This is a genomic window from Cobetia sp. Ld8, assembly GCF_045066615.1.
GTDB lineage: Bacteria > Pseudomonadota > Gammaproteobacteria > Pseudomonadales > Halomonadaceae > Cobetia > Cobetia amphilecti.
Window position 1 is genome coordinate 182516 of record NZ_JBISHF010000007.1, and the last position, 12753, is coordinate 195268.

The following is a 12753-nucleotide window of genomic DNA, read 5'->3' on the forward strand; positions in this document are numbered from 1 at the left end:
TCATTGACGCTGACGTTAGCCAATGATGATGAAGGTTGAGTGGCGAGGTTCAACCCCTTGTTGACGTGAAGCACTCAACGCAACGCCCACAAACCAGATTGCCCCCACTGGGCGGGCCAGTGAGGGCAATGGTCAAGCGGGGGGCGGAGCAGGTCAGACGCGTTTCACGCCCCCGCCTTCACACGCTCAGACGCGGCTGTCGAAACCGCCGGCCGGCTCTTCGCCGATCACGTCCGGATCGAAGGGCTTGCGCGCGAAGACGCGACGCAGTGCCGGTTCGAAGTGCTCCAGCGGCGGGGTCGGGTAGTCGGGATCGAAGGCCGCCTGATCATAACGCTCGCAGAAATCCACGCACTTCTGATACCAGGGGTGGTCCTTGTAGATCTCGCGCTCGTTGCGGTCCTCGCCGTAGAAGTGACCGTAGTAGAACTTCTGGAACAGACCGTGGTGATGGATGATCCAGGTCACTTCGGCACGTACGTACGGGCGAATGATGGCGGCGGCCAGCTGCGAGTGATTGTAGGGCGCCAGCTCATCGCCGAGATCATGCAGCAGAGTGGCGACGACCAGGTCGTCATCGGCGCCATCGGCCTCGGCGCGGGCCGCTGACTGAAGGGAATGCTCCAGACGACTGACCTTGTAGCCACTCAGGCCATCATCGAGCTTGCGCAGGGCAAGCTTGAGGCGCTCCACCAGCCCTTCATTGAACTGATCTTCAAGACGCTCGAGCAGCGCATAGTCTTCTGCGGTGCCGTCCTTCATCTGGGTGAATGAAACCTGATCCATTACGCCATTTCCTCACGGTTTTCTTGTTGTGCCTGCTGCTGACGCTGACGCATCAGGGTCGTGGCGAAGCGCTCACGCGGGCCATCGCTGTCCATGTAGCAGCCCTGCAGGTGGCGGTGCCCCTCATTGGTGTCGAACGCCGTACGGCCATGCAGCACGCGGGTGTTGTCGAACATCATCAGCTCTCCGGATTCGAGTTGGAAGCGAATCTCGTTGGCCGGGTCCTGGAACAGCTGCCCCAGACGCTGGCGGGCCTGATGGTAGCGGCGAGTGTTTTCCAGCGACATGTGCGGCAGATGATCGAGGCGCGGGCTGTAGTTGACGCCGATGGGTTCACCATCGGAATTCTCGCGAATCACGCAGCGACGCGTGGTCAGCTCGGTGCCGGCATCCAGGAAGCGGAAGCCGACCGGCGTGGTGCGCAGCAGTTCATAGCCTTCCGGCATCTCGGCCTTGAGCTGCTTGAGCGCATTGAGGCTGTCGACCAGCGTGGACAGGCCACCGGTGGTCTCGTTGACCAGGCAATGCAGCATCTGGATGCCCGGCACCGGATCACGATACGGGTTGTCGGTGTGCGGCCCGAGCGCCACGCTGCGGTAGGCCAGGTCATTGCCCGTCGGACGCGAGTACACCTCGAAGTAGCTGCCGAAGTTGGTGTCCTTCACGTAGCCGAAGTGACCGGCCACTTCCAGAATGCGCTCCGGATCGGTCGGCACGTTCTGCACGATGATGTAGCCAAAGCGCAGATAGGCCTTCAATGCCTTCTGGAAGTCCTCATTGTTGCCCATCTTCTCCCAGTCGACGCGCTGCGCCTGCTGATCGATGCTCGCATCCCAGCTCTCGGGCTTGGGGAACGGCGTGATGCCCTGCAGTTCATGCGCCAGCATGGTGAGGTCATACACCTCGCAATGCCCGTCACTGAAGGTGAATTCCACGTGCGTCTCGTCGACCGGGCGCGCCGCGGTCAGCTCGAGGTTGACGTCGATGGCATGCGAATCGAACAGACGCTGGGTGGTCACCTCATCGAGCTGCTCCGGGTCCTGGGTGCGCTCGCGCAGCCACAGCGGGCTGACCGGCTCCAGGCCTTCGGCGGTGATCAGGTTCAGTGACAGCGGTGACTCGCTCAGGGTCAGCGGCAGCGCATCGGACAGGGCATTGGTCAGGGACATGCAGGCATCTCTCCATTAGCACGGTTGTATATCGTGGCCATTATGGGAGCGAGGCATGGGACCTAAGTAGGGGGTGAGTGTTATTGGAGGGTATGCATTTTTCTTATGGGGGGCTGGTGGTGAGGGAGGTTCGCGCCCGCTACCCGGCCGCCATTGCGCGTGCCCAGGGCCTGTCCATATATGCTAAATAGATGATTTATAAATTGTTTTGTCTTTTTTGTTACCATCGTCGCGGACGAGGCGGATAGCGGTGGCGGATTGGCCCCAAACCTGCAGAGCGAATCGGTGATACCTGTCGTCAGTGAGTCGGTCGTGCTCTCGGGCTCGCGTGGCGCAAGGAGGATCACTGTTCTTGATAACTGGCATTTTGCATGCTCATCCAAATCGATAAATAACTGCTATCTCGCTTTGCTAAGCTAAGCAGGTTTCCGCTTCGGCATCTCAGCGACTTCGCTTGATGATATACCTGCCCTGACACCTGTGACGCCGGCTCAAGCCTGCCGTGCCGAACAGGACACAATAAAAGCAAGGAGATCCCGCTTGGAACTGATCCAGTATGCTCTGGACAATCTGGAGCTCTTGACCACACGCACGCTTGAGCACATCTCGCTGGTCGGGGTGGCGGTGGGAATCGCCACCCTGACGGGCGTGCCCATCGGTATCGCGATCACCAAGAACGAGCGAGCCGCCAAGACCGTGCTGTATATCGCCTCGATCATCGTGACGATCCCCTCCATCGCGCTGTTCGGCATCATGATTCCGATCCTGTCGTTGATCGGGCAGGGCATCGGCTATCTGCCGGCCGTGATCGCCGTACTGCTGTATTCGCAGCTGCCGATCATCCGCAACACCTATACCGCGATCAACAATGTCGACCCGGCGCTGCGCGAAGCCGCCAGAGGGGTGGGCATGAGCCAGAATCAGCGTCTGTGGATGGTGGAGATTCCGTTGGCCGTGCCGATCATCATGGCCGGTGTACGCACCGCCGTGGTGCTGAATATCGGGGTGATGGCGATTGCGGCCTATATCGGTGCCGGGGGGCTTGGCACCTTCATCAGTCGAGGGATTTCCCAGTCTGATCCTCGGCAATTGATTGTCGGGGCGGTGGCGGTCAGCGTGCTGGCCATCCTCGTCGACTATGCATTGTTGGCGCTGCAGAAGCGCCTGACGCCCAAGGGCATGGACCGCACCACAGCGGCCGCCGCCTGAGGCGTCATTCGCGCGCCATTCTGCCAACACGACAAGGAACGCTTCATGATCGAACTCGACAACCTGACAAAAGTCTTCGATACCCCGAAGGGCGCCGTGACGGCGGCTGACAATATCAGCATGAAGGTCCCGAGCGGTGAGATCTGCATCCTGCTCGGCCCCTCCGGCTGCGGCAAGACCACCAGCCTCAAGATGATCAACCGCATCATTCGCCCGACCTCGGGGCGAGTGCTGATCAACGGGGAAGACACCACCAATCTCGATACCCAGGAGCTGCGCCGCAACATCGGCTACGTGATCCAGCAGATCGGTCTGTTCCCGAACATGACCATCGAGGAGAACATCACGGTGGTGCCCCGGCTGCTGGGCTGGGACAAGGCGCGCTATCGCGAACGTGCCCGTGAGCTGATGCGCATGATCGCGCTCGAGCCCGATGCCTTCCTCAAGCGCTACCCGAGTGAGCTGTCCGGTGGCCAGCAGCAGCGCATCGGCGTTGCGCGTGCCCTGGCGGCGGACCCGCCCGTGATGCTGATGGATGAACCCTTCGGGGCCATCGATCCCATCAATCGCGCGGTGATCCAGGATGAGTTCCTCAAGATGCAGCAGGACCTCAAGAAGACCATCATGTTCGTCAGCCACGATATCGATGAGGCGATCAAGATGGGCGATCGCATCGCCATCTTCCGCGGCGGCAAGCTGGTGCAGTATTCACCGCCCGATGAATTGCTGGCCGCGCCGAAGAACGAGTTCGTCGAATCCTTCCTGGGCGAGGACCGTGCTCTGAAGCGCCTCAACCTGGTCAAGGTGCGCGACCTGGCCAGTGAAGACATCGGCATGGTCACGCCGGATGACACCCTGACCACGGCGCTCGAGCGCATCGAGGCCTACGGCTATCAGAACAGCATCGTGATGGTGAACGACAAGCGTCAGCCGGTCGGCATCATCAGTGCCGCCATCGCTCGCACCTCCAAGGGCCATTGCCGTGATCACTTCCAGAGCGTGCCCGTCGTGGTCAGCCTGGAGGATGACCTGCGCAAGGTGGCCTCGCTGATGTTCGCCAATGACATGACCTGGATGCCGTGCGTCGATGACGAGGGGCGTATCGTCGGCCAGATCACCCAGCGCGCCATCACCCATCATCTGGGTTCGCGCTATCGGGCGCATGCGGGTGGCGGGGCTTCTGGCCAGCAGGGTGAGATGTCCGCGACCGCGCTGCACAAGGAGTAAGCCCATGCCGACACTGAAATTCACGGGCTTGCTGCGGCTGGTGGCCGTGGTCGCGATCTTCATGGCTGGGGTCTGGAGCCAGTCGAGCGGGGTGATCGAAGAGTTCCTCTTCTATATCCCCGACATCCAGTTTCTGACGGTACAGCACCTCTGGTTGACGGCGCTGTCCGGCGGGCTGGCGATCCTGGTCGCGGTCCCGCTGGGCATCATCCTGTCGCGACCGAGCATGACGCGCTACGCCGAATCCGCCATGCAGGTGCTCAACGTGGGCACCACCATCCCGACGCTGGCGGTGCTGGCCCTGTCGATGAGCTTTCTGGGCATCGGCACCGTGCCGGCGGTCTTTGGCCTGTTCGTCGCGACCCTGCTGCCCATCACCCGCAATACCTACACGGGACTCAAGGGCGTGTCACCGGCCTTGAAGGAAGCGGCAGCCGGGATCGGCATGTCGCCCCTCCAGCGTCTGGTGCGGGTCGAGTTGCCCAATGCGCTGTATGTGATGTTCGCCGGGATTCGTACCGCCCTGGCGATCAATGTCGGCACGGTACCGCTGGCCTTCCTGATCGGCGCCGGTGGACTGGGGGAGCTGATCTTTACCGGGATCGACCTCTATGACCCCATCATGATGCTGTCCGGTGCCATCCCCACGGCGCTGCTGGCGATCGGGGTGGATGTGCTGGTGGCCTTCGTGGCCTTCCTCGTGGTGCCGCGAGGCGTCAACCCGGCACGGGCATGAATGAAGACCCACGCGCCGACCCGCTCGGCGCGTGGTGACAGACTGCACGACCTGAACAACAACAACCGGCTGGACCGAAATTTCACAGGATAGGAGAACACCATGAAGACCTTGACGACTCTGCTGACCGGCGCGGCACTGGCCGCTTCACTTTCCACGGCGCAGGCTGAAGAGATTGTGGTGGGTGGCAAGAACTTCACTGAACAACAGATTCTCGCCAGCATGACGGGGCAGTATCTGGAAGGCTTGGGGTATGAGGTGGAAGAGCGCTCCGGCATGGGCTCCGCCGTCCTGCGTCAGGCGCAGGAAAACGGCCAGATCGATCTCTATTGGGAATACACCGGCACCTCACTGATCAACTACAACGATGTCAGTGAGCGCCTGAGCCCGGAAGACACCTATGCTCGCGTCAAGGAGCTGGACGCCGAGAAGGGCCTGGTGTGGCTGGAGCCGTCTGCGGCCAACAATACCTACGCACTGGCGATGCGTGAGGCGGACGCCCAGGAGCGCGGTATCGCCTCACTGTCCGACCTCTCACAGGCGGTCAATGACGACAAGGGGCTGTCCTTCGCGCTGAACGCCGAATTCTATGCACGCGATGATGGATGGCGTCCGCTGCAGAAAGCCTATGACTTCCGTGTCGGGCGCGCCGACGTCAAGCGCATGGATTCCGGTCTGGTCTACCAGGCACTGCGTGATGGCCAGGTCGATGTCGGCCTGGTGTTCGCCACCGATGGCCGCATTCCGGCGTTTGATTTCACGGTGCTCGAGGACGACAAGGGCTACTTCCCGGCCTACGCCCTGACGCCGGTGGTGCGTGAGGAGTCGCTCAAGGCCAACCCGGAACTCGAGTCGCAGATGAATGCGCTGTCCGCCGAGCTCAATGACGACACCATGGCGAGCCTGAACGCCCAGGTCGATGTCGAGAAGAAGAGCATCGAGCAGGTCGCTGAGGACTTCCTGAAGGAACACGGCCTCAAGTGACCTTCAGGTACGCCTGATCCTCTGATAGCGAGGTTCAGGGACCATGCCAGCACGACAAGGCCGCCTGCGGGCGGTCTTGTCGTCTCTGGCGGCCGCGCCTGCCTCGCTCGCATCTGCCGCCATCCCGTTGGTCATTTTCGTGTTTGCCAAATTGGAGAAGTCCCATGTCTGCTCCGGATTGTCTGCCTCATGCTTTGCCCACCTCTCATGCCATGCCCACCTCTCATGCACCTGCTGAGGATGGCTTGGCGCCTGCGCCGCTGTCCCTGATCCATGAATATGATGTCACCCGTCTCAGCGCAGAGCAGCTGCACCAGGCCAAGCGCTGCCTGCTGGATCTGCTGGGCGTCGCGGCAGGTGCGACGCGGACTCCCCTGGCCGCCAAGGCGGCTCGCTACGTCACGCGCCAGCACGGCGGCGACTTGCCGTTGTTGTTTGCCAGCGGCACGGCCTCTTCCAGTGGTGTCGCCCTGCAGGGTGGCTGGTTGATCGATGCGCTGGATGCCCACGATGGCCAGGTGCTGACCAAGGGGCATGCGGGGGTAGCCTTGTTGCCCGGTCTGCTGGCACTCCCGGAAACTCGGCAACTCAGCGGGCAGGCGTTTCTGGCGCTGCTGGCCTATGGCTATGAGGTCGCCACGCGCGCGGGCATCGCCTTGCATGCCCAGAGCCCCGATTACCATACGTCGGGGGCCTGGAATGCGCTGGGCGTGGCCGCAGTGGCTGCGCGTCTGCGCGGCTTTGATCGTGAGACGTTGCACCACGCGTTGGGCATCGCCGAGTTCTACGGGCCGCGCAGCCAGATGATGCGCTGCATCGATCATCCCACCATGCTCAAGGATGGCTCCGGCTGGGGCGCGATGACCGGCATCTCGGCGGCGCTGCTGGCGGAAGATGGCTTCACCGGAGCGCCGGCATTGACGGTCACGGCGCCGGAGGTCGCTGCGCTGTGGCAGGACCTCGGTCAGCGTCATTATCTGTTCGAGCAGTACTTCAAGGCCTATCCGGTGTGTCGCTGGGCACAGCCGGCAGTGGAGGCGGTACTGTCATTGGCGGGCGCCGTGGCTGAGCCCGACGACATCACGCGTATCGAGATCATCACCTTCCATGAGGGCAAGCGGCTGCATGTCACGCACCCCGACACCACGGAGCAGGCGCAATACAGCCTTCCGTGGTCGGTCGCCTGTGCTCTGGGGCGGGGCAGCGTGGATGTGGCAGGTGTCTGCGATGCCCTGGATGATGACGACCTCAAGGCGCTGGCGAGCAAGGTGGTGATCGAGGAGGACGCCACATTCAATGCCCGTTTCCCCGCCGAGCGCTGGGCCCGTGCGCGAATCGTGCTGAAAAGTGGCGAGGTGCTGGAAAGCGCAGACCATGAGGCATTGGGCAATCCGGACAAGCCGCTGACGGATGCTCAGGTGCTGGCCAAGTATCAGGCCCTGGCGGAGCCGGTGCTGGGAGCTCGCGCGGCCAGGTTGCGGGATGTCGTGATGGATCTGGAATCTCGGCCGGTCTCCGAGCTGCTGGCGCTTCTGGGTGCACCGGCTTGAACATGGCGGCCGCGGCTGACATTCTGCGCGGCGCTTGATTCTCATTGGCCTGCTTTCTGGCCTTGGCCTTGGCCTTGGCCTTGGCCCTGGCCTTTCGCCTGGTTTTCTACCTGGCTCTGACCCTGACCCTGGCCCTGACCCTGGCTTCTGCTCTTCGTTGCCTTCTCTTTTCATTACCGAGACTTGCCCATGCACCATCAAGATCACCTGCGCGTTGGCGCGGCCCAGATCAACGCCACCCTCGGCGATATTGAGGCCAACCTGGAACGTCATCTCGACATCATCCATCAGGCGCGGGATGTCGATCTGGACCTGCTGGTCTTCCCGGAGCTGTCGCTGACGGGCTATGGCATGGGCAGCCGGGTCATTGATCTGGCCTTTCCGCCACATGACCCGCGCTTGCTGATGCTCGCGCGTGCCGCGGGCGACATGCAGCTGGTAGTGGGCTTTGTCGAGGAGGCCAGTCCGGGGGAGTACTACAACGCCCTGGCGATTCTGCAGCACGGTGCGCTGCAGGCCGTGCATCGCAAGCTGAACCTGCCGACCTATGGCGGGCTGGAGGAGGGCAAGCTGTTCACCCACGGCAGCGACCTGACCCAGAACGATGTGCGTGAAGGCTGGTCAGCCACCTCACTGATCTGCGCGGACCTGTGGAATCCGGGCCTGGTGCACGCCGCCATGCTCGCGCGTCCCACCGTGCTGTGTGCGCCGATCAATTCGGCCTCGGGCATCGTCAGCGATGATTTCTCCAACGAGCAGAACTGGGCGATCAACCTCCAGTTCTACGCCATGACCTACGGCACGCCGGTCATCATGGCCAATCGCTTCGGGCCGGAAGGCGGCAGTCATTTCTGGGGCGGGTCGCGAATTCTTGGCCCGCGCGGGGAGACGCTGGCCCAGGCGGAAGACCGCGAGATGCTGATACATGCCGAGCTGTCGCGCACCGCGATCGCCAAGGCCCGTTTCGAGCTGCCGACACACCGCGACGCCGATACGCCGCTGGTCCGTGACCTGATGCTGGGCTATCGCTGAGCGATTGGTGTTGAGCAATTAAGCCTCTCGAACAACAAGACGCCCGCGCCAGAATTCTGGCGCGGGCGTCTTGTTTGCGGTCTTGTTTGCGTTGCCGGCAATGCGGCTCAGGACGGGAAGCTGAACTGAGCGGCTTCCTGAGCACTGCGCTCAGGCCAGCGCTGGGACACGCTCTTGCGCCGGGTATAGAAGCGCACGGCGTCGGGGCCATAGGCGTGCAGGTCACCGAACAGCGAGTCCTTCCAGCCGCCGAAGCTGTGGAAGGCCACCGGTACCGGCAAGGGCACGTTGATGCCGACCATGCCGACCTCGATCTGGTCGGCGAAGCGGCGTCCGGCCTCGCCATCGCGGGTGAATAGGCAGGTGCCGTTGCCGTACTGGTGGTCATTGATCAGCGCGATGGCGTCTTCGAAGCTTGCCACGCGCACCACACAGAGTACCGGGCCGAAGATCTCGTCACGATAGATGCTCATGTCCGGCGTGACGCGATCGAACAGCGTTGCGCCCATGAAGAAGCCGGGCGAGCTCTCGACCAGCGGGTGAGTGCGGCCATCCACGATCAGCTGGGCGCCAGCGCTGGCGCCTGCCTCGATATAGCTGGCGACCTTGTCACGCTGCGAGGCATTGATCAGGGCGCCCATGTCGTGACCGGGTTCGGTACCCGGGCCGATGCTCATGGCGCGTGCCTGAGGGGCGAGACGTTCGATCAGGGCATCCGCGGTTTCATCCCCCACGCAGACGGCCACCGAGATGGCCATGCAGCGCTCGCCTGCGCTGCCGAAGGCGGCCCCGATCAAGGTGCTGGCGGCATTGTCGAGATCGGCGTCCGGCAATACCACGGCGTGATTCTTGGCGCCTCCCAGCGCCTGGATCCGCTTGCCCTGACGAGTGCCGCCTTCGTAGAGGCTCCGCGCCACGGGTGTCGAGCCGACGAAGCTCATCGCCTTGACCTCCGGGGCCGCGATCAGCGCCTCGACGGCTTCACGATCACCATGCACCACGCTGAAGAGCCCTGCGGGCAGTCCGGCTTCGTGCAGCAGGTGGGCCATCTTGTTGGCCGCCGACGGACTCTGTTCCGACGGTTTGAGGATGAAGGCATTGCCGCAGGCCAGCGCCATCGGGAACATCCAGAGCGGCACCATGGCTGGGAAGTTGAACGGCGTGACACCGGCCACGATGCCCAGCGGTTGATGGTTGGACCAGGTGTCGATGCTCGGCCCGGCATTGTGGGAATACTCGCCCTTGAGCAGCTCCGGCACGCCGCAGGCATATTCGACGTTCTCGATGCCGCGCTTGAGTTCGCCCATGGCGTCGTCGAGCACCTTGCCGTGCTCTTCACTGATCAGGGCGCAGATTTCCTGAGCATCCCGTTCCAGCAATGCCTTGAAGCGATACATGACCTGAGCGCGCTTGGCGGGCGGCATGGCGCGCCAGGCGGGCAGGGCATCCCTGGCGGTCTCTATCGCGCGTTGCACGATGGCGGCATCGGCCAGTGGCAGACGGCGCACGGCTTGCGCGGTGGCCGGATTGAGCACATCCAGGGTGCGTTCGCCAGTCACGGCGTCACCGCCAATCAGGTGAGTCAGGGTATCCATCGGTCAGTTTTCAGCCTTGTGTTCAGTCGCAGAGAATGGGGCAGGGAAAGTCGCTGTCTTGTGCTGAGGTTGCTTGAGCCTGGATTGACCAGTGCTCAGAATTGACGCCCCAGCAGTGCCTCATCGAAGGGATAGCGCGAGATCTTCTCGATGCCGGTCTCGGTGATCAGCACCTCTTCCTCCAGCTTGACGCCATCGGCCGCACCGACTTCGCCGATATAGCTTTCCACCGACACCACCATGCCGGGTTCCAGCACGCCATCCTTGGAGAAGCGATCAAAGTCCATGTGATGCGCGACCAGTGGCGTCTCGCCATGCATGCCGACGCCGTGGATGATCGAGGGGTAACGGCGGTCGAGGAAACGCTCGGGAATCTTCCAGGCGCTCTCGGCGATCTCGCGATAGCTGATACCGGGCTTGAGGATCGACATGTTGTGGTGCACCTGCTCATGCGCCATCTGGTACAGGCTCTGCTGATAGGCGGTCGGTCGGCCCGGCCCGACATGGAAGGTGCGTGAGAAGTCGGAGTAGTAGCCGTGGCAGCCGATGGTGTCGGTATCCAGTGCGACCAGCTCGCCGGGGCGAATCACGCGGTCGCTGGCCTCGTTGAACCACGGATTGGTGCGCGGGCCGGACGACAGCAGGCGCGTCTCGATGAACTCACCGCCCTGGCGGATGACATCGCCGTACATGATGGCGAACAGCTCATTCTCGGTGACGCCGGGCTTGATGGCGGCTTCCACGGCGGCAACCGCGGCCTCGCTTCCGGCCATCGACTGGGCCAGACAGGCAATTTCCTCAGGCGTCTTGAGACGGCGGCAATGCAGGGTGTCCTGCATGCAGTCGAAGACTTCCAGCCCCTGCGCTTCCAGCGAGCGCGCCAGATTCAGGGTGCAGCGATCCAGCCCGACCTTGCGATTGCCGCCACCATGTTCCTCGACCAGCTGGGCAATCTCGATGCCGAACGGGTCGCTCGAGAGGTTGTCGCGCTGGTTGACGGCGGACCACACCACCTTGGACGTGCGCGCCTCATCGATGGTTTCAAGCCAGGTCGAGACGTGGGCGCTGCCGGGGTATTCGAACAGGATCACCGGCCCCTCGAGAGGCACGTAGATGTAGCGGGTGGAGTTGCGCAGGAAGTAGCCGAACATGTTGCGCGAGCCGGTGGCGTAGCGCTGGTTGTTGGGATCAAACAGCACCACGGCGGCGTAGCCCTGCTCCGCCATCATGGCGCGCAGGCGGGCCAGACGACCGCCGCGCAGCTGCACAGGGTCAAAGGCCGTGGGAATGCTGTCGCCATTGGCCATTGGCGCGGACGGCACGATCGGGAAGCTTGAGGGTTCACTGTCGGTCAGGCGTTCAAAGTCGACGATGCTCATGGTTGGTCTCGGCTCACGGTCTGGTGAAAAGGTCAGGAAAGGCGCTGGAAAAAGGACTGGCACAGGCGCTGGTACAAGACAGGGCGCGCCGGGCTCGGGCATGTCAGTCCGCCAGGTTGTCGCTGCGCTGCATGCCTTCCTTGAGCAGGCGCTCGTGGATAGGTGCCATGCGGCCGAAGATTCGCTGGGCGCGCTCAGGGCGACCGATGAAGCCGGGCTCCTTGGCGTAAGCGAATATCACGGTATGGCGTTCGCGCTCACCGCGAACCGGGGTGACGCGATGCAGGGAGTAGCGACCGAAGAAGATCTGCAGGTCGCCCGGCTTCAGATCGATGGCGGTCAGGCGCGAGCGGTCTCCGTCGAGCACCTTCTCGACGCCCTCGAAGTTCTCGCCCTCGGGGCTGCGGATTCCGGCGGCGTATTCGAAGCGGCCACCCGCATCGGACTGGCGGGTCATCATGGTGACGATGAATTCGTTGGTGTCGTAGTGCCAGGGATGCTGGCAGCCATCGCGCAGCACGTTGACGACCAGATCCGCGAGCGGGTCGGCATATTGGTGAATGTCGTCCATGCCGACGACGCTGGCGATGAAGTGCTGGAAATCGGGATGCGAGTAGACCTGGCGAATCAAGGTGTCCGAGCCGATGCGATCGCCCGCCACGAAACCGTTGGTGCGATCATCGAAGCGATTGCGCGGATGTGATGCAGGCAGTGAGTCATCACCGTCGCTGTTGTAGGGGTTGGTGACGGTCTGGTTGTAGTGCGCCAGCGGTGAAAGGCGCTCCGTTTCCTGCTCCAGTCGGGCCAGCGCCTCCTGCGGCACGAAACCCTCCAGCACGACGCAGCCATCCTGAGCGAGCTGTTCGCGACATTGGCGCATCAGTTCGCGACCCCGCGCTTCTGTCAGTCGATGGATGGGATAGTGTTCAAGATCTATCAGCCCATCGAGAGAGGTATCACTGTCCTGCTGCTGGATTGCGTTCATGCCCGGCCTCCTGTTCCCTGATCGCTAAATAACGTAGGAATAGGTTAGGGGGCGTGTTTTGATAATAGAAATGAATGGTCAAGATCAAATGCATTGCGAGG

The 12753-nt window shown here is 62.6% G+C and carries 11 protein-coding genes; 6 read left to right on the forward strand and 5 right to left on the reverse strand.

The features are described 5' to 3' along the window. Window positions 1–186 precede the first annotated feature (186 nt). Window positions 187–786, reverse strand: a complete 600-nt coding sequence (locus tag ACJJV2_RS05760) for an HD domain-containing protein (RefSeq protein ID WP_054556215.1) — start codon at window positions 784–786, stop codon at window positions 187–189. Next, on the reverse strand, window positions 786–1955 hold the full coding sequence (locus ACJJV2_RS05765; RefSeq protein WP_054556214.1) for a TauD/TfdA family dioxygenase: 1170 nt from the start codon (window positions 1953–1955) through the stop codon (window positions 786–788). The genes ACJJV2_RS05760 and ACJJV2_RS05765 overlap by 1 nt, the downstream gene beginning before the upstream one ends. A gap of 540 nt (window positions 1956–2495) precedes the next feature. Here ACJJV2_RS05765 and ACJJV2_RS05770 point away from each other — a divergent pair. The 6 genes from ACJJV2_RS05770 to ACJJV2_RS05795 all read left to right on the forward strand — a co-directional run bounded on the left by ACJJV2_RS05770 (window position 2496) and on the right by ACJJV2_RS05795 (window position 8693). Further along, on the forward strand, window positions 2496–3164 hold the full coding sequence (locus tag ACJJV2_RS05770) for an ABC transporter permease (RefSeq protein WP_176677398.1): 669 nt from the start codon (window positions 2496–2498) through the stop codon (window positions 3162–3164). 45 nt (window positions 3165–3209) lie between these two features. Then, window positions 3210–4391 carry an ABC transporter ATP-binding protein gene (locus ACJJV2_RS05775; protein ID WP_248377406.1) on the forward strand — a complete coding sequence of 394 codons (1182 nt, stop codon included), beginning with the start codon at window positions 3210–3212 and terminating at the stop codon, window positions 4389–4391. A 4-nt stretch (window positions 4392–4395) separates the two neighbouring features. Continuing rightward, window positions 4396–5127: an ABC transporter permease gene (locus tag ACJJV2_RS05780; protein WP_216060389.1), complete on the forward strand. Its 732-nt coding sequence runs from the start codon at window positions 4396–4398 to the stop codon at window positions 5125–5127. Window positions 5128–5229: 102 nt separating this feature from the next. Next, entirely contained in the window at window positions 5230–6111 is an 882-nt protein-coding gene (locus ACJJV2_RS05785) for a glycine betaine ABC transporter substrate-binding protein (RefSeq protein ID WP_279838585.1), read from the forward strand. Between the two features lie 245 nt (window positions 6112–6356). Beyond that, on the forward strand, window positions 6357–7661 hold the full coding sequence (locus ACJJV2_RS05790) for an MmgE/PrpD family protein (RefSeq protein ID WP_405278884.1): 1305 nt from the start codon (window positions 6357–6359) through the stop codon (window positions 7659–7661). A 189-nt stretch (window positions 7662–7850) separates the two neighbouring features. Further along, window positions 7851–8693 carry a nitrilase-related carbon-nitrogen hydrolase gene (locus ACJJV2_RS05795; protein WP_131432377.1) on the forward strand — a complete coding sequence of 281 codons (843 nt, stop codon included), beginning with the start codon at window positions 7851–7853 and terminating at the stop codon, window positions 8691–8693. A 107-nt stretch (window positions 8694–8800) separates the two neighbouring features. Here ACJJV2_RS05795 and ACJJV2_RS05800 read toward each other — a convergent pair whose 3' ends face one another. The 3 genes from ACJJV2_RS05800 to ACJJV2_RS05810 form a co-directional block, all read right to left on the reverse strand. Beyond that, on the reverse strand, window positions 8801–10288 hold the full coding sequence (locus ACJJV2_RS05800; RefSeq protein ID WP_405278887.1) for a CoA-acylating methylmalonate-semialdehyde dehydrogenase: 1488 nt from the start codon (window positions 10286–10288) through the stop codon (window positions 8801–8803). Window positions 10289–10383: 95 nt separating this feature from the next. Then, the gene (locus ACJJV2_RS05805; RefSeq protein WP_248377416.1) at window positions 10384–11667 is read right to left on the reverse strand and encodes a Xaa-Pro peptidase family protein; all 1284 of its coding nucleotides are present in this window, start codon (window positions 11665–11667) and stop codon (window positions 10384–10386) included. Window positions 11668–11770: 103 nt separating this feature from the next. Next, window positions 11771–12652, reverse strand: coding sequence for a phytanoyl-CoA dioxygenase family protein (locus tag ACJJV2_RS05810; protein WP_200017222.1), 882 nt, complete (start codon window positions 12650–12652; stop codon window positions 11771–11773). Window positions 12653–12753 lie beyond the last annotated feature (101 nt).